This is a genomic window from Bacillus sp. NPDC057893 (genome assembly GCF_042796455.1).
GTDB lineage: Bacteria > Bacillota > Bacilli > Bacillales > Bacillaceae_G > Bacillus_A.
Genome location: NZ_JBHVNG010000022.1, coordinates 1 through 25022 on the forward strand (window position 1 = coordinate 1; position 25022 = coordinate 25022).

Annotated in this window: 27 protein-coding genes and 3 pseudogenes; 24 read left to right on the forward strand and 6 right to left on the reverse strand. The window is 33.2% G+C overall.

The window, feature by feature from the left end; translation table 11 throughout:
- The 3 genes and pseudogenes from ACFVQC_RS29385 to ACFVQC_RS29390 all read left to right on the forward strand — a co-directional run.
- The coding region (locus tag ACFVQC_RS29385; RefSeq protein WP_377900063.1) for a 5'-nucleotidase C-terminal domain-containing protein at positions 1–1173 on the forward strand (1173 nt) is incomplete at its 5' end.
- A 163-nt stretch (positions 1174–1336) separates the two neighbouring features.
- Positions 1337–1457 (forward strand): annotated as a pseudogene (locus tag ACFVQC_RS30280) (YxeA family protein); the annotation flags it as partial.
- Positions 1458–1882: 425 nt separating this feature from the next.
- Positions 1883–2776, forward strand: a complete 894-nt coding sequence (locus tag ACFVQC_RS29390; RefSeq protein WP_377900064.1) for a hypothetical protein — start codon at positions 1883–1885, stop codon at positions 2774–2776.
- A 321-nt stretch (positions 2777–3097) separates the two neighbouring features.
- Here the strand turns inward: ACFVQC_RS29390 and ACFVQC_RS29395 are convergent, their stop codons facing one another.
- On the reverse strand, positions 3098–3565 hold the full coding sequence (locus tag ACFVQC_RS29395; protein ID WP_016119175.1) for an RsfA family transcriptional regulator: 468 nt from the start codon (positions 3563–3565) through the stop codon (positions 3098–3100).
- Positions 3566–3925: 360 nt separating this feature from the next.
- Between ACFVQC_RS29395 and ACFVQC_RS29400 the strand changes: the two genes are divergently transcribed.
- From ACFVQC_RS29400 to ACFVQC_RS29415, 4 genes are all read left to right on the forward strand, one after another.
- Positions 3926–5566, forward strand: coding sequence for a S8 family peptidase (locus tag ACFVQC_RS29400; protein ID WP_377900066.1), 1641 nt, complete (start codon positions 3926–3928; stop codon positions 5564–5566).
- Between the two features lie 760 nt (positions 5567–6326).
- Positions 6327–6734: a type VII toxin-antitoxin system MntA family adenylyltransferase antitoxin gene (gene mntA / locus ACFVQC_RS29405; protein WP_002150891.1), complete on the forward strand. Its 408-nt coding sequence runs from the start codon at positions 6327–6329 to the stop codon at positions 6732–6734.
- Positions 6724–7137 carry a type VII toxin-antitoxin system HepT family RNase toxin gene (hepT, locus tag ACFVQC_RS29410; protein ID WP_002150889.1) on the forward strand — a complete coding sequence of 138 codons (414 nt, stop codon included), beginning with the start codon at positions 6724–6726 and terminating at the stop codon, positions 7135–7137. The genes mntA and hepT overlap by 11 nt, the downstream gene beginning before the upstream one ends.
- A gap of 636 nt (positions 7138–7773) precedes the next feature.
- Positions 7774–7941 carry a hypothetical protein gene (locus tag ACFVQC_RS29415; protein WP_198285206.1) on the forward strand — a complete coding sequence of 56 codons (168 nt, stop codon included), beginning with the start codon at positions 7774–7776 and terminating at the stop codon, positions 7939–7941.
- Positions 7942–8297: 356 nt separating this feature from the next.
- Here ACFVQC_RS29415 and ACFVQC_RS29420 read toward each other — a convergent pair whose 3' ends face one another.
- On the reverse strand, positions 8298–8651 hold the full coding sequence (locus ACFVQC_RS29420; RefSeq protein ID WP_002150887.1) for a hypothetical protein: 354 nt from the start codon (positions 8649–8651) through the stop codon (positions 8298–8300).
- A gap of 566 nt (positions 8652–9217) precedes the next feature.
- Between ACFVQC_RS29420 and ACFVQC_RS29425 the strand changes: the two genes are divergently transcribed.
- From ACFVQC_RS29425 to ACFVQC_RS29455, 7 genes and pseudogenes are all read left to right on the forward strand, one after another.
- Positions 9218–9511, forward strand: coding sequence for an ArsR/SmtB family transcription factor (locus tag ACFVQC_RS29425; protein ID WP_377900069.1), 294 nt, complete (start codon positions 9218–9220; stop codon positions 9509–9511).
- A 611-nt stretch (positions 9512–10122) separates the two neighbouring features.
- Positions 10123–10743 carry a DsbA family protein gene (locus ACFVQC_RS29430; protein WP_377900070.1) on the forward strand — a complete coding sequence of 207 codons (621 nt, stop codon included), beginning with the start codon at positions 10123–10125 and terminating at the stop codon, positions 10741–10743.
- A gap of 294 nt (positions 10744–11037) precedes the next feature.
- On the forward strand, positions 11038–11865 hold the full coding sequence (locus ACFVQC_RS29435) for an MBL fold metallo-hydrolase (RefSeq protein ID WP_377900071.1): 828 nt from the start codon (positions 11038–11040) through the stop codon (positions 11863–11865).
- A gap of 193 nt (positions 11866–12058) precedes the next feature.
- Positions 12059–12418 (forward strand): IS200/IS605 family transposase, encoded by a 360-nt coding sequence (gene tnpA, locus ACFVQC_RS29440; protein ID WP_377900072.1) that lies wholly within the window; start codon positions 12059–12061, stop codon positions 12416–12418.
- A 47-nt stretch (positions 12419–12465) separates the two neighbouring features.
- Positions 12466–13545, forward strand: coding sequence for an RNA-guided endonuclease InsQ/TnpB family protein (locus ACFVQC_RS29445; protein WP_002169555.1), 1080 nt, complete (start codon positions 12466–12468; stop codon positions 13543–13545).
- A 142-nt stretch (positions 13546–13687) separates the two neighbouring features.
- A pseudogene (locus ACFVQC_RS29450) lies at positions 13688–14067 on the forward strand (nuclear transport factor 2 family protein).
- Positions 14068–14220: 153 nt separating this feature from the next.
- The gene (locus ACFVQC_RS29455) at positions 14221–14745 is read left to right on the forward strand and encodes a nuclear transport factor 2 family protein (RefSeq protein WP_377900074.1); all 525 of its coding nucleotides are present in this window, start codon (positions 14221–14223) and stop codon (positions 14743–14745) included.
- A 286-nt stretch (positions 14746–15031) separates the two neighbouring features.
- Here ACFVQC_RS29455 and ACFVQC_RS29460 read toward each other — a convergent pair whose 3' ends face one another.
- Together ACFVQC_RS29460 and ACFVQC_RS29465 are read right to left on the reverse strand one after the other, a co-directional pair.
- A complete protein-coding gene (locus ACFVQC_RS29460) occupies positions 15032–15460 on the reverse strand; it encodes an ImmA/IrrE family metallo-endopeptidase (RefSeq protein WP_377900075.1) in 429 nt (142 codons plus the stop codon).
- Between the two features lie 22 nt (positions 15461–15482).
- Complete coding sequence (locus ACFVQC_RS29465; protein WP_088045426.1) at positions 15483–15911, reverse strand: helix-turn-helix domain-containing protein; 429 nt, start codon at positions 15909–15911, stop codon at positions 15483–15485.
- A 137-nt stretch (positions 15912–16048) separates the two neighbouring features.
- On the opposite strand from ACFVQC_RS29465, the gene ACFVQC_RS29470 reads away from it, so the two are divergent.
- The 10 genes from ACFVQC_RS29470 (at position 16049) to ACFVQC_RS29515 (ending at position 22979) form a co-directional block, all read left to right on the forward strand.
- Positions 16049–16285, forward strand: a complete 237-nt coding sequence (locus ACFVQC_RS29470; protein ID WP_377900076.1) for a helix-turn-helix transcriptional regulator — start codon at positions 16049–16051, stop codon at positions 16283–16285.
- An 86-nt stretch (positions 16286–16371) separates the two neighbouring features.
- Positions 16372–17268 carry a DnaD domain-containing protein gene (locus tag ACFVQC_RS29475; protein ID WP_377900079.1) on the forward strand — a complete coding sequence of 299 codons (897 nt, stop codon included), beginning with the start codon at positions 16372–16374 and terminating at the stop codon, positions 17266–17268.
- Between the two features lie 373 nt (positions 17269–17641).
- Positions 17642–18028, forward strand: a complete 387-nt coding sequence (locus ACFVQC_RS29480; RefSeq protein ID WP_088045431.1) for a hypothetical protein — start codon at positions 17642–17644, stop codon at positions 18026–18028.
- 238 nt (positions 18029–18266) lie between these two features.
- The gene (locus tag ACFVQC_RS29485) at positions 18267–19247 is read left to right on the forward strand and encodes a lysozyme family protein (RefSeq protein WP_377900081.1); all 981 of its coding nucleotides are present in this window, start codon (positions 18267–18269) and stop codon (positions 19245–19247) included.
- 138 nt (positions 19248–19385) lie between these two features.
- The gene (locus ACFVQC_RS29490) at positions 19386–20216 is read left to right on the forward strand and encodes a M23 family metallopeptidase (protein WP_377900082.1); all 831 of its coding nucleotides are present in this window, start codon (positions 19386–19388) and stop codon (positions 20214–20216) included.
- A gap of 436 nt (positions 20217–20652) precedes the next feature.
- Positions 20653–20910 carry a hypothetical protein gene (locus ACFVQC_RS29495; protein ID WP_377900083.1) on the forward strand — a complete coding sequence of 86 codons (258 nt, stop codon included), beginning with the start codon at positions 20653–20655 and terminating at the stop codon, positions 20908–20910.
- Positions 20911–21013: 103 nt separating this feature from the next.
- Positions 21014–21385: a hypothetical protein gene (locus tag ACFVQC_RS29500; RefSeq protein WP_377900085.1), complete on the forward strand. Its 372-nt coding sequence runs from the start codon at positions 21014–21016 to the stop codon at positions 21383–21385.
- A gap of 66 nt (positions 21386–21451) precedes the next feature.
- A complete protein-coding gene (locus tag ACFVQC_RS29505) occupies positions 21452–21688 on the forward strand; it encodes a hemolysin XhlA family protein (protein ID WP_215575354.1) in 237 nt (78 codons plus the stop codon).
- Entirely contained in the window at positions 21688–21927 is a 240-nt protein-coding gene (locus ACFVQC_RS29510; RefSeq protein WP_215575355.1) for a holin, read from the forward strand. The genes ACFVQC_RS29505 and ACFVQC_RS29510 overlap by 1 nt, the downstream gene beginning before the upstream one ends.
- A complete protein-coding gene (locus ACFVQC_RS29515; RefSeq protein WP_377900086.1) occupies positions 21924–22979 on the forward strand; it encodes an N-acetylmuramoyl-L-alanine amidase in 1056 nt (351 codons plus the stop codon). The genes ACFVQC_RS29510 and ACFVQC_RS29515 overlap by 4 nt, the downstream gene beginning before the upstream one ends.
- 197 nt (positions 22980–23176) lie before the next feature.
- On the opposite strand, the gene ACFVQC_RS29520 is transcribed toward ACFVQC_RS29515, so the two are convergent.
- Together ACFVQC_RS29520 and ACFVQC_RS29525 are read right to left on the reverse strand one after the other, a co-directional pair.
- Positions 23177–23623, reverse strand: a complete 447-nt coding sequence (locus ACFVQC_RS29520) for a hypothetical protein (RefSeq protein ID WP_215575357.1) — start codon at positions 23621–23623, stop codon at positions 23177–23179.
- Between the two features lie 301 nt (positions 23624–23924).
- Positions 23925–24746 (reverse strand): annotated as a pseudogene (locus tag ACFVQC_RS29525) (right-handed parallel beta-helix repeat-containing protein); the annotation flags it as partial.
- Between the last annotated feature and the right edge of the window lie 276 nt (positions 24747–25022).

The window sequence follows — 25022 nt, forward strand, 5'->3', positions numbered from 1 at the left end:
AAAAAAGAAGTTGTAAATGGCGTAATTATTACAGAACCAGATAAATACGGAACGCATATTTCACGTATTGACCTTACTTTTACAAAGCAAGATGGAAAACTGGTTTTAAAAGATAAAACAGCTACCGCATTACCTGTAAAAAATGTTGATGGAACAACGGTATTATCTGATCCTACACTTGAAGCAACACTAACACCTTTTCACGAGTATGCGAGAGGAGATGCAAATGTTGTAGTCGCTCAATTAAAGGGTAGAAATCTTGTTCCTGGAAATGAAATAAAGGGTATTCCAAGTGTGCAAATTCAAGAGACACCTTTATCAGATTTCTTTCATGAAGTCATGCTCTATTACAGCAAAGCAGATGTAGTAGCCCATCAAATTGATAACGATTATGCCCGTTTGGATGTAGGTCCTATTAAGAAGAAAGATATTGCGTATAATTACCAATATGCTTTGGGAGAAATTACAGTATATAAGATAACTGGGAAAGATTTAAAAGACTACATGGAATGGGCGGCAGGGTATTTTAACTCATCTCGTGCCGGAGATGTAACAGTTAGCTTTGATAAAACCCGCCGTGCGTCTAAATACAGTACGAATGATTTCTTTGGAGGCGTAAAATACGAAATTGACTTAACAAAACCATATGGAAGTAGAATTACAAATTTACGATCTATTCGTACAAATAAACCAATCAAAATGAGCGATGTTATGACGCTGGGAATGAATGCATATAGAATGGAGGCTCTTCAGGCAAAAGGGGGAGCTTTAGAAGGACGTAAGTTTGAACAAATTTGGTCATCTAAACAAGAGAATGCATTCGGAGAAACAGGTGGAACCATTCGTAACCTTGCTATTACATATTTAAAAGAGGTAAAGAACGGTGTATACACGCCAAAAGTTATGCATAATTGGAAAATTACTGGTGTAGATACACATTCTTCAGAGCATAAGGCTGTAGTTGATCTTGTAAATAAAGGGATTTTAGAAATCCCAAAAACAGAAGATGGAAAATATACAAATATAGCATCTATAAATACTAAAGATTCAATTACAAAAGAAGAGATTGTAGCACTCTCACAAAAAGCTAATATTAATCCGAATCAGTTTAATCATGTAAAAACAAAAGGTGAATTTTACAAAAAGCTTAATAAGATTATTAAAAAGATGTAAGAAAATGGTTCTGGTGCAAAAAATTATTAAACTTGGATATACTGATACTACTACTCTAAAAAAGCTTGTAATTGGTATGGAAACAAAAAATTTGTTCAAGTGGAAGCATTTTGATTCTAACTGTATTTTGTAAACAGTGAAATGATACAAGCGGTACAACTTGAATCTTCGTAAAGAAGCACTCCTACGTGTATACTACTTAGGAAAAAGGTGCAACAGTTTGGGAGGAAGTGAAGAGAGACGAGCTCCCAACGAAAGAAAAAGAAAAAATAGGTATGAAATAATCAGTTGTTTATGACGGCGAATTCTCCTACGTGGAGGGTTCGCCTTTTTCTTATTTACACTGAGAAACGCATGCTAGGATGAATATTGGGGTGAATTGAAATGTCTGACTGGTCAATACTGCGAACGTATTAATGATTGATTTGTATAAGTGCCTATACATACCAGGTTAACGAAATTTTGTTCATTTGTTTTCACTAGAGGTGCATCTCGGGGGAAGAAGATAGTGTGCAAATGAAGTGTTAGGAAGCCGTAGCGTAATTGACAGAATTAAACTCGTAAGATATCTCGTAATAGATAGCATAATAGAGAATTAAATTGTTGTATATTTTAATATATTGTTATAATATTACGAAAGGAATAAGGTAATATAAGGTAAATGTGCTAATGTTATTGTATAAATATAGCGAAAACAGGGAGAATGGACATGAAAAGATATCTAGTATTAGGATTATTGTTGTCAAGTTTATTAGTGGGGTGTGGTCAGGAGAACGCCTCTACCAAGAAAGAAGCACCTAAGAGTGAGCAGGAAGTGAAGAAGGACGCGCAAGCCGATAAGAAGGTAGATGATACAAAGCGTGATGAATTAAAGGGCGCGGAAAAGTTGGATGACAATATGCCAAAGGATAACGAAAAGAAAGCGGTTGGTACGGAAAATAGTGAGGAAAAAGTTGATATTGTGCAGTATCAGTTTCCATCAGATGAAAGTAATTCTACAATGCCTGTTGATTACTTTGAAGCACTTGAACATGGTATGCCATATGAAGAAGTAGCTAAGGCCTTACACCGTAATGCGACAAGTGCAATTAAAACGAAGAAGTTTGATACTGAATTAATTGAATATACTTATGAGGCGCCAGAAGCGATGATACAAGTTCAATTTAAGGATGGTAATTTATTTGGTGCGGAATATGTTGGTCAAGATAAGGAAATGTATTCAGTTATTCCTGTTGGATGGGATGTGAAAAATAATCGTTGGGATGAAGAGAAAAACGTAGGCGTGCGATCTAGTGAGAGTAAGTCAAACAATCACACGTCTCAAAGGAACGAAGGCAAGAATGTTGAAGCCAATGATAGGCCCGCATCTAGTACAGCAGGTGTAAAGGTAAATAAAAAGCCTGAAGAAGCTACTATCAACGATAAACCTAATAATGAAGTTGAACAAAATCATAATAAGGAAAAGCAACGTAAGGAAGTAGAAGAATTTAAGCCGAGTGATGCAGACATGGAACGTATTAAACGACAAGAAGACCGGTGGAATACGCCATCAGGCGGTGTTGGTGCTACATGGCAACAAGAAATGGAAGAGATGAAAAAATAAAAATAAAACAATGTAAATACCTATTATATGAATTAGGTGAATTTAAAGTGGGAAATTTATTTGATTTACTAACTCTTAATAAGAGTGGAAGATTATCACAAGGTAAAGTAATTGTTGCTTTAAAATACGTGGTGATAATTTATAACAAATTCTGATGATTGATAGAAATACTTGATAAAAACCCCTATTAATTTTTAAGTTAATAGGGGTTTTTATCGATCTTATTTTCAAAAAATGCTCTTTAGACTTACCTATAAATCAAATTTTATTCTTAACTAATACTACGGTTTAGAAAGCATCAAAGTTAATTTATTTCTAAATTTAATTGGCTACAATTAAATTTCTTGTCTTATCGATATGATTAAGTAACATACTATACTCTTCTTCATACATAGCTAAACGTTGCGAAAGAGAGTGATTCTCTGCTTCTAAATATTCAATTTGATTTTGTAAAGTTGTCAATTCATCCATTTCTTTATAATTTTGTAGAAATGAAATAATGTCATCTAATGTAATAGATAAAGAGTTTGTTTCTTTTTTTTGTTGGGAGGGAGAAATGTTATTTTCCACTTTTCGATTTTGTTTTGCCTGTTGTATTTCTTCTTCGTATTGTTTTCGCAAGTAAGAGTTCCAACGAAATCCGCAAGCAGCAGGAGTTCTGGCCAATGGTTTAGCCGCTTCTTTAAATGCAGCTAACTGTGTTCCGCCGTTACGAATATTTTGAAGCACGATTGTTGCGAGAAGTAAATCGTTATCGTTAGTCCAGGAATCTTGTCTTGAAATTACCACTTTTCCATCCCCCTTATATGCTTTTTATTATATATATGCAAGTACTTAATATGATAGAAGCTCAGCTTCCCTTAAAAAAATTAGAAGTAAGTTGATAGAAGTATGTATTATTTATAATGCAAAAATGCATAAAAAATACGGTTGACTATTCACTATAGCTGTAACTATAATAGTTACAGCTATGCAACTGAATTAATAGATTTGATGGCATGAATTAGTAGTAGTAGTGATGTATAAGCAAATATTAAAAAATGAATGGAGTTGAGAATATAACCCTACATATAAGACGTTTGTATCAAAAAGAAGTTAGGTAATTTACATTTTTTTATAATAATATATAAATTAAAAGAGGTGCACGTTTTGAAAATTTTTAAGGGAATTCTAGTTTCTTCAATTGCATTAACAGCATTTAATGGGATGGGTGGTATACTTCCAAGTGAAAAATCAGAAGTTGCCTACGCAGCTACGTATAATTATTCAAATAAGCAATTGAATTCTACTGTACATAAGCAAGTTACTAAACAATTAATTTTGAAATTTAAAAATGAAGCAAATTTACCATATCAGGATGGGGTAGAAAAATTCATTAAAGAAGAAAAACAAGACCTTGAATTAATTAAAATTTTAGCCGAATACCCAAATATAACTATAAATAGACTTTTTACTTCTTTAAACCCTACAGAAATTAAAAATTTAGGTGAAGAAATAAAAGACTCTGATCATATTTCTTCTAATTTGCTAAACTATTATATTGTAGAAACCCAAGGTAATATTGATGTACAAGCATTGCTTGTAAAATTTGAGAAATCATCTCTTGTTGAAACGGCATATTTACAGGAAGAAGAAGCTCCACCAGAAGAGCGTTTACCAAATTTATCTGTTAATCCATATGATGAGCCTAGACTTACAAGGCAAGGTTACCTTGAACCAGCACCATTAGGAATCAATGCACCTTATGCCTGGGGTATAAAAGGTGGAGATGGAAAAGGAACAACTTTTGTAGATATGGAGTATGGCTGGTTATTTAGTCATGAAGATTTAGTGAATCAGAATATCGAATTGATATCCGGCCAGAATAAGAGGGAACATCATGATCATGGTACCTCGGTCTTAGGGATTGTTTCTGCAGAAGATAATAACATAGGCGGAATTGGGATTGCACCAAAAGCTAAGGTGAAAGTTGTATCTCAGATTAGAGATAACGGTAGATATAATACAGCAGATGCTATATTAAGTGCAGTTAACAATATGCAAGCTGGGGATATCCTTTTATTAGAAGCTCAAGCAACTTACGATGGATATGGAGATAAGAACTATCTTCCTGTAGAAGTAAAACCGGATATATTTGATGCAATTCGTATGGGAGCAAATAAGGGAATCATTATTATTGAAGCAGGTGCAAACGGCGGAAATGATTTGGATCAATTTAAAGACCGTAATGGTAAACAAATTTTAAATCGTAATAGTCCTGATTTTAAAGATTCAGGGGCAATTATGGTTGGAGCAGCTTCTGCAAGGGTCCCTCATAAACGTTCATATTTCTCTAATTACGGTAGTAGAGTGGATGTTTATGGGTGGGGGAATGCAGTAGACACAACAGATGCAAAACCACGTGAATTTATGACAAATCTATATACATCTAGCTTTAGCGGAACGTCTAGTGCATCACCTATCATTGCTGGTGCTGCTGCATCAATTCAAGGAATTACAAAAAATAATCAGGGAAAAGTATATTCACCGAGCCAGCTTAGGGATATTTTAAGTGATCCTAGTACCGGAACGAAATCTAATGATCCAATCTCTGATAAAATTGGTGTTTTACCTGACTTAAAAGCCATTTTATCTAAACTTGGTTTTTCACCAAACTTAAGTAATGATTCTTCCATTGTATTTCCTGAGGAACAAGAAATAAATAAAGAGATTGAAGGATCTACTATTACATTCCCGAAAGAGAATTCCGCTAATAGTGAAGGGAACTCTACCTTCATTTTCCCAGAATAATTGTAGAAATACCTTCTATTTAGTATAAAGGAATCTTATATAACTAGTTGAGTATAATACTAGTGAGATAGGCTCTTATGTGTAATAGCATAAGAGCCTATCTGTTGTACTTTTAACTAAAAGAGAAAAATGCTTTAATCAATTTTTTTCAAAATGACTTCTTTTTAGCATATACGTTTAAGTTGTTATAAACCGTATCAGTGCTTAATTGACACTCCCACCCCTAAAGGGGCAAGCTGACTAACGTCAGTGGGATTCTTGCTACCAAAGGCGAAGTCCATTTCTGGTATCGCTGACGTGCAAGATTACGGTGTGCCATCACCACTCTCACGACAGACCGTATAGGTTCGTGAGCTACGGTACTATAACCATACCGTATAGATCGTTGCGTGTTCATATGTTTTAGCGTCTTGTTCTTGACGACACATATCATTTTACCGATAGCGTGAATTCGGCTACCGAACTCCATATGATATCTATTTTTCAAGGAACACATAGACGTTTTAAAGACTTGTGCTTGTCTATAGTTCAAGTATAATCAAAACACAACTGTTTTTCTATGAAAAAGCGATACTTTCATCCCATGCCTAAAGGCGGACTAAAGTCCGATATGGGATTTCCCACATCGTGAAATCTGTAATTTTGTGGTGCTTTAAGTACTAAGAAGGTTTAATTTTGTTTATGTATTTGTTGTAGCTTAATGGATTTCGTAATGATTATGATATAATAAAATTCAAGTATAATAAGGGGGATTAATTAAATGATTTTTCAAAGCATGATTACAGCTATTATAGAAAAATTACAAGAGACGGTGAATCCCTATTGGATAATTGTGTTTGGATCAACAGCGGAGAACAGAGAACGGGAAGATAGTGACATTGATATAGCTTATTTAAGTGATGTAACTTTAGGGAATTATGAACGTTTTTTATTGGCACAGGAGTTAGCCAACATCGTTCATAGAGATGTTGATTTAGTTGATTTATCAGAAGCTTCGACAGTTTTTCAAGCTCAAATTATACATACAGGTAAGACAATATTTTGTTCTGATGAAGAACGAAAGGCCATTTTTGAAATAAAGACTTTAAAAATGTATTCAAAATTGAATGAGGAACGCCAGATAGTATTTGATGATATAAAGAAAAGAGGTTCTATCTATGAAGAATGAAGTCATTTTGAATAAAATTTCTACAATAGAGCGTTGTATAAAAAGAATACAGGACGTATATGGAAATAATCCTGATAATTTGGAGGATTATACAAAGCAAGATTCTATAATATTGAACATACAAAGAGCTTGCGAAGCAAGTATTGATTTAGCAATGCATATTGTTGCAGGGAAAAAATTAGGATTACCTCAATCAAGTCGAGACGCTTTTGATTTGTTGGTTGCAGCAGATTTACTTAGCGCTGAGCTAGCAAATAAGTTAAAGGCGATGGTGGGATTTCGAAATATCGCTGTACATGATTATCAAAGTGTAAATTTAGATATTGTTCGTCAAATTATTGAAAAACATTTAAAAGATTTTAAGCTATTTACAAAAGAAGTGATGGGGATATTGGAATTATAGGGAGACACGTTTTAGAATCATCGTTATATAGGTGAGGAGAGATTGATATGCTCTTTTCTAATTTTAGGCGGAGGAACATAACTATGTAGTTGTTTACCTACTTGATTTAAAGATGAAGGAAGCAAGTATCATATGGCTGTACGGTAGAAAGATACTCCCTGAAGAGTGTCTTTCTTTGATTTACCCCGTTTACACATAAAACACTAATTTTTCTTTAATTGGCTGTGAGTTTTATGTGTAAACACAGCCTGATAAGTAAAGGTATTTATTACACTAAATTGTCAGTATAAAAATATATAAAGAGTTTAAATAAAATAAATGCTTAAATATTTATATGAAAGATGGCTGATGTTAAGCCATCTTTTATTTTTTATTATGAAAATAAACATCTATTTAATAGTTTACCTTTGCCATTATTAGATCTTCATTAAGGCTTCAAAAAAATTAAAATATATGTACGACTAAAGTAGAAGTAAAATAAAGCGAATTTAAAACCATTGGGCTTTGCTAAAATTATGTAAGTAAAAAACATTTTACAAGAAATTTTTAATGTTTACATAAATTCTAGATAAACAACATAACAACTCCAGATACTTGTTTTATGATACTTGTAATTAAGAATAAGGAGGGAGTTCATTGCATAAAATTATTAATTTTATTTGGGGAATAGTACTTTTATTGTATATTCTAGTCTCGTTTTTTGTAAGCAATGGAAGTGCAGTAAGGTTTATTTTGGTGCTAACTATATTCCTTATTTTTTCTGTGGTTTTAGAAAGAGGAAATGCTAAAAAAATGGCTGATTAAAGGTCGGTTTTTAAAATTTCTTAATGATATAGAAAGTGAATTTTTATTCATTAGTTTACTTTCAATAAACGAAAACATTAATGAACATTTGTGAAGTACTTGTGGATTTTATATTTCCACCGTATGCAAAATATAACGCTGTTTGTCCATCAGAGTGTGTAAAAGGTCAATTTCTAATATGAAAGAACTTTTAATGGAGTTAAATTAGCATTCATAAGTTTAATTTCACGGAAAAATAGAAAAACCACCCTTATATGAGTGGTTTCTAATAATCATTTTTTGATTATACATTCAAAATTAAGTGATAGGATAATTGGGCAAAGTTAAAGCAATAAAAAATATTTTATAAATTAATATTATTTTGGTTCAGGATAATGATTGTAATATGAGATTCTAATAAATTCTTGATAGACATTTGATAATTTAGCATCTCTAAGGGCATCATTGAATCTTTGCATACGTACGCTACCTTGAGCGTAGCCTCCACCAGGAGTATATGGATTTTTAGCCTCAAAGTCATCCATAAACGCTTTTAATTTTTTATAGTCTTGAGATTGATAGAAAGCAGCGGCTTCTTCAGGTGTAACATCAAAGTAAGAAGATGATGTTGAGTTATAAGAAGCTGCTTGAGCAGTAGGTGTCTCTAGCATAGTTGCAGCTCCACCAAACATAGTAAGTGCCATAGAAGACACAATGATTTTTTTAAACATAATAAAACCTCCACATAGAGTATTTGGATTAATAGTAATCCTGTAATCATTATAGTTACAATGATAATGGTTATCAAATGTAATATTGCATAATTTATTATGTGAACGAGAATTCCCTCCATCTCTAAATGGAGGAATGTAACAGGGAATTAATAGGTTTTTTATTCCATTCGTTTTGTGTTGAGAAATAAAAAATATATGTTGTAGAAGGTGAGATGAAGAGATGCTTCTTATAGATGTTGCAATACGAGAAAGCAAAAGCAGAATTTTAATTTGTCTTTAAATAAGGGACAGAAGTATTATTTTTGCTTTGCAAAGCATGTTAAGCATCATTCAAAGGCATGTAAGAGACTATAAAATAATCTATTTAAATAAAAATATAGTCTGGCAAAAAAATTAGGGGCATGAATTCATTGGAGCAGTAAAAAAGCTGTTTTCAGGCTAGGTGTTCTTTTTATTTTGAAAAAGGGAATATATTTTCTCAACAGGACAAATGGTAATTATCTATAAGTACTACTTATGAGGATAATAGGAAAATAGAAATAAATAATAAAGGAGAATGTGAAATGATAGCATTAAAAAATGATCGAAATGTAAAAGAAATTTCGGAAGAGAACGTAGATTTATTAAAGGTTATGGCGCATCCAGTACGATTACAAATCGTAAATGAATTAATGCATCATAAAAAATGCAATGTTACACAGTTAACGGAAATATTAAGACTCCCTCAATCCACTGTTTCACAGCATTTATCAAAATTGAGAAAAATCGTACTCCGTACAGAAAGAAGAGGATTAGAGGTGCATTATTATATTGATAATGCTAAAGCTCGTCAGATTGTAGGGATTTTAGGTCTGTAGGTTAATAATATGCAAAAAAGTTTCCTGTTATAAAGCAGGGGACTTTTTTATATTTATATATAATAATTTTATTTTGTGAGGATTACTGTGTAAATAAGAAAATATTGCTCAAAGAATTTCTGTACATTTGAAAGGAGTGTAATGAGATAAGGTCTACTTATTTATTTTCGATAGAGCTTATAATTATGTTTATGTTATTAAATTTTAAAAAAAGAATTGACTTCTGTTTTAGTTGTAACTATTATAGTTACATAAAGGTTGTAACTAAAGTGGTTACAATTCATTCTGCTTTATGTAAAATACGGTTAGTATATTTATTTAAGGAAGGTGACCCACACATTGTCGCTCAGTCTAGAAAGTCACTAAAAGATTAAAGGTAATGCATATTCCAAACTATAGTATTTTCTGCTTTGGGGCAATAATGTGTAGCGTTATCTTTTGTTAAAAATCTTAGTTGATTTTTTTGAAAGGGTTAGTTTTGGGGAAATATAGTAAGGTAGCTCATAAAAGAACAAGATATAAAAAAGATGTACTTATATAAACCAAAAAGTTAGCTGAGAATTTTAAGTGATAGCTGGACTGGTTAATAAAAATAAAGGTAGGAGATATAAATGAAGACGAAACAAGATAATCTTATATATGTATGGGACGCATATTGTGGATGGTGCTATGGATTTTCAGAAAGTATTAAAGGATTTTACAAAGAACACACTGAAATGCCGTTAACAGTTTTATGTGGAGGATTATTTTTAGATGATTTACCAATAAAAAATTTCTCATATATAGAAGAGGGGAATAAAAGAATTAATCAACTTACAGGTGCAGAATTTGGTCCTTCATATCAAAAATTGGTGGAAGAAGGGACTTTTAAAATGAATTCGAAAGATGCTGCAATTGGCTTTTCAGCTTTACGCTCATTAGCACCAGACCGGTTGTTAGAATTCACTGCGGCTATGCAAAAAGCGTTTTATTATGAGGGACAAAGTCTAAGTGATCCTGAAACATATCGTAAGATTGCAATTGAGCTTGGTTTGAATCCTAAACAAGTATTAGAACGTTTAAACTCTCAAGAAACAATAATAGATGCCCAAAACGACTTCAATAAAGTTCGACAGCTTGGTATTAATAGTTATCCTTCTTTGCTTTTACAAAAGGATAATCAAATTATCCCTATTGGTGGCGGGGTAATGACGCCAGATAAAATCGAAGCACGTTTTAAAAATTTATATTAAAAAATTTTAAGTTAAAGTATATAGCATTTAACGTGTTAAAAAAGTCTAGAAGTGGATGGACTTAAACCTTTTTATAACAGTCATAGTTTCAACTTATTTTTAAAAAGAGTCCAATTTTAATTTTTCTATAGACTATAGTAGCAAACATGTTAGCTTAAGCCAACGGACATTCATCTCTCGCCTATTTGCTGGTGCTATCACACTTTCAGGTAAATTGAAGAGGGAGCTTCTGGCGGAACAAGATAAAAATATGTTAACTATTTAATAACTTTAACAAAAGGAGAATAACATTCTATGTTTAAAACAATCGATACAAATCAAAAAGATGTGAAATTGACGGTGTTTAGTTCAGACGAAAAAAGTTTTATGGTCACTGCAACCTTAGTTGAGAAAGCGGGACATGCATTTTTAATAAACTCAAAATTTACTCAATCTGATTCGAAAGAAATTGTTGAGTATCTGAAAAAAAACGACTTATCTCTAGATAAAATTTTTATTATTCATGGAGATCCAGACTACTACTTTGGGTTAGAGAGTATTAAAGCTGCTTATGCTTACCCAGAAGCCATAGCGTATGCTGCAGAGTCTACAGTTGAACATATTGTTCATTCTGTCTTAGGAAAATTAAAAGTTTGGAAAGACGTACTTGGAGAAAACGCGCCAAGCAATGTGGTATTACCCCAAGTATTTAAAGAAAAAACGATTGATTTTCAGGGGTTAACATTTGAACTAGTAGGTTTAGATAATTACAGAACTAGCTTATTTAATAAAGAGCTAAAATTATTAATTGGTGGTATTGATGTATTTAACGAAATACATGTATTCTTAGCGGATACTAGCTCAAAAGCAGCAATGGAGGCATGGATTGAAAACTTGAAAGTATTACAAGCATTAAATGCCGACATAATTGTACCGAGCCATGGAGCAATCGAAAAATCCTTAAATAATCAAGCGATAACTACGACTATGGATTATTTAAGAACTGCAATTCAAGCTTCTGAAGAAAGTAAAACTTCAAAAGATTTTGTAGCGAAACTTGAAGCAGCATATCCTGACTATGCAAATAAAGGTGTATTAGAATTAAGTGCAAAAGTTGTAACAAAAGAAATGCCTTGGGGTTAATGATATGAATAAATATCAAAAACTATTACAACCCTTCTCGAACGAGAAAGCCCATCGCCTTTAGGCATGGGATGAAAGTGAGGTTAGATACGAAGTGCTACTAAATAACCGCAAGGTTTTTGGCACTTTAGGTATCCAAAGTGTGGGTATCCTTTATGTTGTAGTTTCACAATCAAACTGATACATTGTAAGCATGATAAATGATTATAGAAAAACCACAACTACCGTTTCATTAATTAACTACCATTTTGTGTTTTGTCCACGATACAGAAGAAAGATTTTTCTTAACGCAAAAGTAGAAGAACGTTTCAATGCGTTGGTTCAAGAGCTATGTAACGAACTAGATATTGTTATTATTGCAATGCAATTTGACAAAGACCATGTTCACTTGTTCTTAAATACACTACCAATACTTAGCCCTGCTGATATTATGGCGAAAATTAAAGGAGTGACGTCGAAGCGTTTAAGAGAAGAATTTTCTCATCCCGCGCATTTTCCAAGTCTGTGGACACGTTCCTATTTTATTTCTACTGCTGGGAATGTATCAAGTTAAACAATACAACATTATGTTGAAAGTCAAAAAACGAGGGGATGGAACTTTTGACACAAACCATCACGGTTAAAGTTAAATTGCTTCCGACAAAAGAACAAAATAGGCTATTGGAACAAAGTAGTTCTGATTATATTAAACTCATTAATACACTGGTATCTGAAATGGTTGAAGCGAAGAAAAGCATGAAGAAAAGCACAAAGGATATTGAAGCCAACCTTCCAAGTGCGGTTAAAAATCAAGCGATTAAAGATGCGAAAAGTGTATTTTCTACAAAAGTGAAAAAGAGTAAATACAAAATTGTTCCGATTCTAAAAAGACCTGTTTGCGTGTGGAATAACCAAAACTATTCATTTGACTTCACGCACATTTCAATGCCCTTTATGGTAAATGGAAGGTCAACTCGGTTAAAGATTCGTGCTTTATTAACCGACAAATACAATCGCAATTTTGAATTGTTGAAACATACGTTAGGCACACTTCGTATCACAAAGAAATCTGCTAAATGGATCGCTCAAATATCTGTCACAATCCCTACAAACGAAAAAATGGGAACAAAGATTTTAGGAGTGGACTTAGGTGTCAAAGTTCCTGCGGTGGCCATCACAGACGATGATAAGGTTCGTTTCTTCGGAAACGGTAGACAAAACAAATATATGAAACGTAAGTTTCGTAGCATTCGTAAGAAGTTAGGAGAAGCTAAGAAATTGAATGCCCTTCGGCAACTTGATGATAAAGAACAAAGATGGATGCAAGACCAAGACCACAAAGTGAGTCGTGAAATCGTTGATTTCGCAACGAATAATAATATCTCTGTCATTCGATTAGAGCAACTAACGAACATTAGACAGACGGCACGAACAAGCCGTAAAAACGAAAAAAATCTACACACTTGGTCATTCTTTCGTCAAGCGCAATTCATCGAGTACAAAGCGAAATTAGTTGGCATAAAGGTTGAATATGTGAATCCTTCTTATACAAGTCAAACATGTCCCAAGTGTTCTGAAAAGAACAAAGCACAAGATAGAAAATATAAGTGCCCATGCGGATTTGAGAAGCATCGTGATATCGTTGGGGCGATGAACATTCGCTACGCAACTGTGGTTGATGGTAATAGTCAATCAGCCTAAGAACCTATATGGTCTGTCTTAGGAGGGGTGATGGCACACCCTCATCTTGAAGGCTGTTCAAAACAGAAATGAACTGCGAACGGTTAGTCATTCAAGAATCCCATCCGTTACACAGTAAGGTGTAGGACTTGCGGCTTTAGCCGTGGGAGTGTCAAATGAAACGTATGTGTTAACTGGCGAAGGAAATTAGATGTTTTCAAAACATATTTAAGTGAAAATGTATCTTGGACAGAAACTGCTGGATTTCCATATGCGGGGACTTATATAGGGCCAGATGAAGTGGTGAAAAATGTACATGAACGCCTTGGCAAGGAATGGGATAACTATAGTGCAAAGGATGAAGTTTACGCATTTAATAATAATACAGTTATCGTTTATGGAAAATATAGAGGAACATATAAAGCAACAGGGAAATCATTTGTAGCAGATTTTTGTCATCTTTATGAGTTTGATGAGAACGATAAGGTTAAGAAGTTTATTCAAATTGTGGACAGTGCAACTGTTAATGAGGTATTAGGTTAGAGTTAATCGTTTCTAGCATACGTGTATAAGGAGGAGTGTTAGGATAAACGAAATTTCCTAACATTACCCTTGACATTACATTTTGGGGAAGGTTTCTCCTTCTTCAAGTATGTTATGGAATATAACTTATATGAATAGAAGAGGTAGGTATAAATGAAATTAGAGAAAAATTTAATAGTAATAATTATTTCTGTGTTTATTTTAGGAATTGTGTCGACTTTGATATTTCAAGCTTCCACCGGTAATAACAAAGCTAACTCAATAAAGAGTGAGAATGTTGCCTCAGTATCAAAAAAAGCGACAGAAAATGAAAAGAATAAAAAGATGGTAGTTGATTTCTATAATGAAGTTTTTAACAAACATAATATCGATATTATCCCTAAATATGTAAGCGAAGATTATAAGCAACATAATCCTTTTGTTGCTGATGGACGAAAAGCCTTCATGGATTTCTTTAAGGAAGATTTTGTTAAAAATCCTAATTCCTCTGCAGAGATAAAACGTGTAGTAGCTGAGGGAGATACAGTTGCTCTTCATGTACATTCCCGTACTAATCCCCAAGATAAAGGAGTTGCTATAGTGGATATATTTCGTGTGAAAGATGGAAAAATTGTCGAGCACTGGGATGTAATTCAAGAGATTCCAAGTGAGACAGCTAATGATAATACTATGTTTTAGGTAGAAAATATATTGGATTATTGTTTAATGCTGGAGTTGTATAGGTTCTAGAAATTTAGATGAATTATGTATAAGAAGAGTAAAATGAAGGGATGCCCTAGATATGGTACTAGGACATCTTTTTTGTTTTAACGAGATTTAATTTATAAACAAAAACTTCAATTCACCATCAACTTTATAGATTTTTTCAACAATAGGTACTTTTTCATTATTTTTGTTTAATGATGGGGCGTTTTCTTTTTTTTCGTTCAGCATTTAAGTCAATAATCAAAATGTCTTATCTCCTTTAGCAAGGCTTATAAAATTCTAACAGTTCAACCGGAATATTATTTTTGTATGCTATACATGCTTTTGTGTCACCAGGCTGAATGGTCTTTTGGTCAATTAACAAAAGCGCAGCAAACGTATTTGCTTCTATCTCTAATTTATCAACGGAAAAGAATGTATTTTTACGTAGAAAAGGTGTGTTTGCATGAGTATGTAGGACTGCATGCCCTAATTCATGAGCACAAACAGTTCTCTGCATGGATGGAGACAAATTATTATTAATAACAATGAAACGACTTCTTTTTTCATATTTATAAAATCCATTAATTTCTTCATGTAAATCCCAAGTTAGTACATTTATCTTTAAGTAACCTGCAAGCTCATAGGGGTTTGTCGTGTTGTGTTTTATGCTAAGTTGTTGGACTAGATCTCTAATGACGATTTTCAATATTTTCCCTCCTAAGCTTGCATCAGTTATCGCCGGTATTACGATATTTCTTAGGCACGTATTTTTTATTGATTACTTTTGTTTGTTTTACAATGTACTCCATTGCATCTAATAATGATTCTACAGCTTCTTGACTCATAGGCTCACCGGAGAACATTAAGCCATCTTCGCCTTGAAGGTCTTTTTTTATTTCTTCCATTCTTTTTGCTATGTCTTTTTCATCTTTTTGCGTTAATTGCTCTTTTGGGTGATCCGTAACAGCTCGTCCTAGTAAATAGTCAGCTGAAACTGAAAAACAATCAGCTAATTTACTTAGAACATCATGTGGAGGAAATCTTTCTTCTGATTCATAGTAACCTATCATTCTTTGGGATACTCCAATTTTTTCAGCCAGTTGTTTTTGTGTTAAATTTTCTTTTTTTCGTAAGGATTTTATTCTAAGCCCTATCACATTGTTCACCTCTCTAATTGAACTAATTGTTCTCTTTGGAATTCATTTTAGCACAAATTGTTCTTTTTTGCATTGGCACAGAACAATTAGTTCTGTAATCTATATTTAGAACCAATTGTTCTTTTGGAGGTGGATTAATGGGAAACAAAATGTACGATCCGCAAAAAAATTTATATAAGGAAATTGCTAATTATTGTGGAGTGACTGAACGATACATTCGAATGATTGATCAAAAAGAAAGAACTCCATCAATGGAAACAGCTAAGAAGATTGCAAAGTTTTTTGATATGAGTATAGATGATATTTTTTTTAATACTAAATCGAACTTTAAGTTCTTTTTAACCTCGTATTGGTTTGAAAAGAATGAAGAGTAGATTTGATAATGGGAAAGTTAGTAGTAGTGAGTACAGAACTTCTAAATTAGGTATTCGTTCTTAACAATAATGGAGAGGTAGATAGTATGGGGATTTTTCGAGTTAAAAAGGACAATAATTATTCCGTTATAAATAATACTGGTTTAAAAGATAAAAGACTTTCTTGGAAGGCAAAAGGGATATTAGCGTACATACTCACACTTCCAGATGATTGGATATTTTATAGAGAAGAATTATCTCAACATGCAAAAGATGGTATTAACAGCTTAAGAGCTGGAATGCAGGAATTAAAAGAGTACGGATATATTAAAAGATTTCCTATTAGAGATGAAAAAAACAAAATTGTAAGATGGGAGACAATTATTTACGAAATCCCAGTGGATGATTTTCCACCAGTGGAAAACCCACCTGCTGGAAATCCTGTTGATGGGAATCTACTGGTGGAAAATCGCAAGCTACTAAATACTAATATACAAAGTACTAAAGAACTAAATAATGATATACAAAATAAGAATCATCATGATGATCAAGATAAATCACTATTACAAAGATTGATGGATGAAGATTTTAAAATAAGTTATAAATTTTTGCTGAAGAAAGGGATTTCATTAAGTGAAATAGCTATTACAGAGCTTGGTGAATTTTGTGAAGTATTAGGAAGTGAATTAATCTTGGAAGCAGTAAATAGATCAATTGATGAAAATGTACCAAAGTGGAGATATGTACGTGGAATTCTTAAAAATTGGGAAACCAAAAGAGTGAAAACACTAAATGATGTAGTTAAATTAGACACACAGTTTGAACTTAGTAAGAATAAAAAACAATCTGGTACAGGATATACCAAACCAAATGAAATAGTGCCAGATTGGCTACATCAAAAAGAAGATGAAGGTTCAAGAGAGCAACCAAGACAAATTACTCCGTTAACTATAGAGGAAGAGCGTGAGAGATTAAATGCTTTATTAAAGAAATATAAATCATAGGAAGTTAATATATGTTTAATCTATTTGAGGTCTGAGCTTAGTTTGACCTTTATGGTGGCAAAATTGAAACTTCTAAAGTGTCGAATATGTATATTGAGAATGTGAAAAACCAATAGGTAAGTAATATAGAACTAAGATACATTCATTCAATTTAACTATAGCAGAATAAATATAAGTAATTATATTTACAAAAATATTGTAAGTACTATGCTTTTCGAATTCGTAATGTAAAAGATTAGAATAGATTTTTTGAAGAAATCGAAGCAATAGATTTAGAGATAGAGGAGAAAATGAATTTACAAATAGGTATACAAAATTCTATGGTATCAAATAAAAATAGAATTCAAATAAAGAAAAGCAGGTGAAGTATTATATGTTTGACTGGCTGAAAGATTATCAGAAATTAGAAGAAGAAATTGCTTATTTAGAATACAACTTAGACAAATCAAAAGCTGAATTAAAGCGCTGGATTAGTGGTGATTTGCAAAATGTACGATTAACCGCTGAATCGGAAGGGTCCAAGGTAGAAGACCGGATTGAAGCAGTTGAATATGAATTAGCTTATAAGATGAATGAAGTGTATGATTTGAAGTTTTTGATTAATAAATTTACAGGATTAGATCATCGAATACTTAAAATGAAGTATGTTGATGGAATGACCTTGGAACAAATAGCGTTTGAATTACATTATAGTACAGGCTATATCCGCCGAAAGCATGCTGAAATAAGAAAGATTGTCAAGTTTTTAGATGGATTGTAATGTTACCTTTTTGTAGGCTACATGTGGTGTACAGAAAGCATTGAAAAAATGATTTATAGTAGTAATATAAGATTTCGACGAAAGGGCAACTATTTTTATGGTTGCTCTTTTTGTTGTGAAAGAAGGTGAGCAACATGAAGTAATTTTATAGAATAGTGGGTATTTGGCTGTTAGTCATATTTAGTAAAGTAGTAGTTTTTTAGACAAAAATAATAGGAAAACAAGGAGATGTTTAGTAATGAGTATATTAGCTGCTTCAGTTAAAACAAAGAATCTGCCACAACAAGTGTTACGATGGCAATCAATGGTAGAAAGTGAATGTGCTGCACAAGGTGTATCTGAGTTAGTTCCTTACGTACTTGGAATTATTATGGTAGAAAGTGACGGGAATTCTGAAACAACACCTGATATTATGCAGTCAAGTGAATCCCAAGGATGGCCAATGAATACAATTAAAAATCCTAAAGATTCAATTTATTACGGAGTGAAGCATTTAAAAGGAGCCTTTGATGATGCAAAGAAGAATGGTATTACGGATTTAAGTGCTATTGTTCAATCGTATAATTTTGGACGAGCTTACCTTCGTTGGTTAGCTTCTAACAATAAACAACATTCATTGCCGGTGGCAGATCTGTATTCTAAAACAGTTGTTGCACCATCGCTTGGGAATACAACTGGTGCTATGGTTAAATATAGTCAACCTATTGCTGTTGCCTACAATGGTGGCTACCGATATAAAAATGGAGGGAATTTCTTCTACTCTGAAATTGTTAAGCAATATGTAGATTTTGATGGAGGTGGTAACAACAATAATAAACCAATACAACCAATAGGTCTTGGAATTGCAAAATCTAAGTATCCAGAAGGATGGGGTATTAATTTATATAGTAGTCCTAATAGTGACGCTTCGTTTACGGGGAATATCATTAATACTAAAATGCCGTATTTAATTGTGGATGCAGCTTGGTTCGATGAAAAACCAATGATTTGTCTTGGAAAAGAGGCATGGGCTGCCCTGGAGCACTTTGAGGTGGATTGGTTCTTTGCGTATTCTAAATATCCAGCAGGTTACGGCATTAACACATATGATGGTCCAAATGGGAACTATACAGGAAATGTAGATGGATCTACCCCATATCGTTTGTCTGGCCGAAAAGATGGGTATTTAGACATCGGCGGAAATAGATGGTTAAAAGAAGAGCATTTTGACGTAAGATAAAAACAAAAGTCTTTTTAATCTGTTTAATTTAATGTAAAGATAAATAAATATATCAGGGAATAAATAACAATAAATGATAAAAAAGGTGCTCACATAAGTACCTTTTTTAATTGTTCAAAAATAGAAAGGGAGAGGGAAATGGGGATTTTTAATTATCCAACAGATACAACGAGAGTAACAAGTGGATTTAGAGGTAGTAGACCAGATCATCATGGAGTAGACTTTGCTGAATCGGGTTACCATCCAATTTATGCATCGGCTAGCGGGCAAGTTAGTCAATCTTATCTATCATCCAGCTACGGTGAATGTATTATGATCGTACACAGTATTGATGGGGCTACCTGGGAAACAGTATATGCTCATATGCGCAACGGTTCTCGAACGGTGAAAGCGGGCGATTATGTTACACAAGGACAAACTATTGGAGTAATGGGGAGTACGGGACAATCTACTGGTCAACACTTACATTTTGAATTGCATAAAGGTCGCTGGAATGTTAGTAAGAGTAACGCTGTAAATCCGTTAGATTACTTAGGGAAAGGTAACAATGATAACAACAATAATAAACCAATACAACCAATAGGTCTTGGAATTGCAAAGTCTAAGTATCCAGAAGGATGGGGTATTAATTTATATAGTAGTCCTAATAGTGACGCTTCGTTTACGGGGAATATCATTAATACTAAAATGCCGTATTTAATTGTGGATGCAGCTTGGTTCGATGAAAAACCAATGATTTGTCTTGGAAAAGAGGCATGGGCTGCCCTGGAGCACTTTGAGGTGGATTGGTTCTTTGCGTATTCTAAATATCCAGCGGGTTACGGCATTAACACATATGATGGTCCAAATGGGAACTATACAGGAAATGTAGATGGATCTACCCCATATCGTTTGTCTGGCCGAAAAGATGGGTATTTAGATATCGGCGGAAATAGATGGTTAAAAGAAGAGCATTTTGATGTTCGATGAGAATAAAGGGTAAGAGCCACTCGTATGAGTGGCTCTTTATTTTGGAACCGGGGCATGACTGAAAATAAAGAATGGCGGTGTTACCTTACACTAAGTTGTTTTCATGTCTCGATTCGAGAATGAAAGAAGTGATGAGGTGATTAGTTTTTGTAAAGACTTTATAAACGGTGAGACCATTTTTTATAAAAGTATTAGAAAATATGTATTCAATTCACCAAAGAAATCATCATTCAAGATTTTAGAGTAGTAACTTATATCTAGATTTACCAAAAGTGAAATGGTTTAAATAAAAGATCAGTAATGGTACAGCTGGCGTATTAAAACTATGGAGTAACACAGATTAGGAGCTTCTTATTCCGGATGTAGAATCAGTAAAGAAACCATTGATTAAGTTAATCAAGACATTGCATCCACAAAAAAAGAATGAAATCAAAAAGTGGAAAGTGCTAAAAAAGAAGTATTGGAGCAATACAATGAAGTCACAAGGAATCTTAAAGAGGTTGCACAAACTCTTACCCTTGTGAAAAACACACAAGGTGAAATAGATAAAACAGTTACTAAAATGAAACAGACAAATGAAGAGTTTAACAAATCCATAGAAACATTAACGAAAAAAGATAGTGAAATCACAAATAAATTAAACATAGTAGAGGACACTGTTGAAGGTACAAAAAAGACGATTTCTAAAGTGTAATTAACAACTGAAGAATTAACAAAAACAACAACTGAAAAGAAAATGAAAACGGAGCAGTCATAAGCTGGTCTGTTTCATTTTGTTTAAAAGGAGAGTGAATGAAATGACAAATCATATCCAAAATACACATACAGAAGGCAATCAATTACAGAACCAAATTATTAATCAAGTCATGCCAATACTAGAGAAATTAGTTATGCAATTGATTCAAAATCCGACTCCGAATGCAGATATGATGCCAGGTAATGATAATAAATTTATGGAAATTGATGACGTTGTGGATAATTTAGTGAATGCTGGGATTATTACCGCGAGCAATTTTAACGTTAACGTTGAGCTATTTAGAGGTAGTCCAATTACGGTTTCTATTGTAAAATCGGGGAATCCGACAGCAGAGGTTCCTATAGAAGTTGGTGCTGGGGATTCTATCGAAGAACAAATAGAATCAGCAGATAAACATGAAGGAACAAATTAATTAAACGTAAGGAAAAGCCTGTGTAAAGTAGGCTTTTTTGTATTGAATAAAATAAGAGGTGGCAATATGGATGGTTTACAAGAGGTGAAAGGTGATGTTCAGGAAATAAGGCAAGATATTAAGGACATACGATTAGAGATTAGAAGTTTAGAAATGCGGACGACAGGTAATGAAAAAGACATTATTAATATCAATAAGCAATTAGATAAAATCAGTGCAAATACAACATGGATTTTACGCCTTGTTATTGGCGGACTAATTGGAGCGGCTCTGACTTTCTTCTTAAAGGGAGGCGGTATGTAATGATTGAAATTACTGTAATGATTGGGGTTGTTGTGGGGCTATCACAAATTGCAAAAACAACTGGACTACAAACAAAATATATTCCGTTATTTAATTTATCGCTTGGCATTATGCTAGGCGTTTTATTTTTGTCTGGAGATATCAAAATGAATATATTTCAAGGAATGATTATTGGATTGTCAGCAAGCGGATTATTTGATCATACAAAAATTACAAAAAAGGATGCCAATAGGAAATGAAAAAGAAATACAAACAGATATTATCGATAGTTGTTGCCATGATTTTAGTAGTATCAATTGGAACAAACGTATTTGCTGATAGAATATTACTTATTTCTGATGTACCTAAACAACAATACCGTTACGGTGTTGGTGCTTATGAAGGCGTTGTGGCACATTCTACAGCTACCCCTGAAGCACCAGCAATTAATATTCAAAAATATGAGTCTCGTACATGGCGTGCAGCATTTGTTCACTATGCAGTTGATTGGGATGAAAAGATTCAAATCGCATCTACAAAATATCGGGCATGGGGCGCAGGGCTGGCAGCAAATGCAAGATTCGTTCATGTTGAACTGTGTGAGACAAGTGATGCATTGAAATTCAAACGTTCTTATGAACGATATGTAGAGTTAATCGGAGAAATCTTGCGGGAACGAAATATTCATCCTTCTAAGGGGTTATGGACACATAAGGATGTTACCTATAAATTAGGTGGGACAGATCATGAAGACCCTATTGATTATCTTCGTAGTCATGGTGTATCTGAGGCTCAATTTCGAGCGGATGTGCTAAAGGCTTATAATGGAAAAACTATTACAGTAGATGCTAAATCACAAGAACAAAGTGAAAGGCCTGGCACAGTGGATGAGAATGGTTTCGTATATATTGGAGGATTCAATGTAAACCTTCGTTCTGGACCATCAATAGGAAATAGTGTCATTCGTAAACTACAAAAAGGAGAGACATATAAAGTAGGTGGGAAAATAGGGAATTGGTTAAATCTTGGTGGTAACCAATGGATTTATTATGATTCTTCATACATTCGTTACGATGGTGAGGAAGCTTCTACTATAGTTGGTAAAAAGGTTATTTCTAAAGTGGAAAATTTGCGTTTCTATGAATCTCCATCTTGGAAGGATAAAGATGTTGCCGGATTAGTAGATAGAGGATTAGGGTTTGTTATTGATGCAAAAGTAAGTGTAAACGGCTTGTATCAATATAAAGTACACAATAGTAAAGGTAAAACATACTATGTCACTGCTAATCAAGTATATGTATATGTGAGGTGAAGTTGATAAAAGCAGAATCCTTATAAGAGTTTACAATTAATGGGAGTATAAGCATAAATAACTATGGACAATATAAAGTGCATAATCTTCAAGGTAAAACCTGTTATATTACTGCAAGTTGAATTTTTGTTTCTGTCTAAATAAAAAATACATCCTTATAGGGATGTATTTTTTATTAATAATAATGAAATTATCTGTTACTCCACATGAACTTTTATATTATTAGATAATACTTGCATTGAGAAAGGAACTCTAGCTTCAAAAGCAATAGAGTTTGTTGAATTTGATGTGTTTGAGAAGATGTAAGCATCTTTGATGCGTAATCTAAATGTTTTCTCAGATCCAAATGGACCAGTATAAGAACTAACTTGGTCTAAAGTATTCCCCGCATATCTAATACCATTAACAGTTAAAGCCTCAGAATATGAATCTGGTGTTCCTACTTCACTAACCTTCACATAAAGGTAATCACCTTTAAGGACTGGGATAGATAAGTAAGAACTTGCACTATACATTTTGTTATTATCGCCTACAGCAGTAATGCTAACACTTCTTAGTGGGGTATAATCCGCCTTTGAAATGGATGGTAAAAACGCTAGTGTTAGTGCAAAACACATAGCTAACACGCTCATAAACTTTTTCATATTAACAACTCCTAGGAATTTATTTAACATCCTGTATTTTACAGGCGATAAATATAAATTTCAATATTATTATATATAGAATATATATGCAATTATGCATATATAATGCACATATAGTAAAGACAAGACATACTCCATTACAGCTAATCGAGCTTAAGTATATGTGAAATGAAAATAGAGTTTTTATGTATAGAGAAAAATTGTAGTTTCAACGAAAACGAAACTACAATTTTTTATTTTTTTTCACTTTTATAGGGGAGAAGGTACTGAGAGAAAATAAAGGTGTTTTAGTAGATTTGTTTTATTTTAAATTTACTTTGAATGTAGGGGGTAATTTGCTAAATATACTATGCTGTTCATTTCCTTCTTGACTCATACTTGCTTGGTAAGGTGTGAACCCTTTATACGTTTTTCTTTTCCATTGCCATAAGCCATTATTTTAATCGAATTCACCATAGTAATGATTGTAATCAAGTTTGTTCCCAGTGTTTTTATTAAAATTATTGCTAATAAAAATACGGCTATTACTTGCATAAATGTGGTAATTAGTAATTACATTGTTCCGGATATCTTAATTTAATTCGATTTGGCCACTCTCTTGATCTATTGTGTCATTTTTATAAATAGTATTGTTCGTAATTGTGTTATTTTCAGCATATCCTTGCTGGCTGTCATATCCACCAATTGCAATGCCGCTCATTATATTGTTGGATATTTTATTTCCTCAAACAGTAATTTGACTTGCTCCTTTTCCTGCATGTTCGCTAGCTACTTCAATACCGAGGTCGTTTTCATAGCTTTGATTTTGCTCAATGATAATGTCTTTCCCACCATCCACGTAAATACCATCAGCTGAATATTCATTATAACTAGGATTATTGATGGATGAATTGTGATGGACAATATTGTTACGAACAATTCCAATGTTGTTGTTATCATGTACTTTGTTATTGGTAACTTCAAAAGAATCTACATTACCATTCACAGCAATTGCTTCACTTAGTCCTAATTTCAAATTTGCTACTTCGTTATTATCTAAGACAATATGATTTAAATTATTTTGTGCATGAGAAGAAGTACCATAGACAGCTATACCGTGTGCATTTCCATTCTTTACATTCGTTTATGTTCAGACTGAAGATAAGAAATTTGAGGGTGTTTTAGGCTGTGTAGCAATTAATGAGAAAGATGCTCCAGTAAGTTACTTTCCTGCAAAAAGTATGGAACTACAATTTTGTGTCGAGGACATGGTGGGATAATTTTGCATCAGCACATCATAGATCAACTGATTGATAGAGGTATTTTTGAACTACCCCCACTTTCACTTCGTTTAGAAGAGGGGGATTCCTAAGTAAAGAGTTCTATCGAACTCAAATTTATTAGGCTATCTCCACAGTCC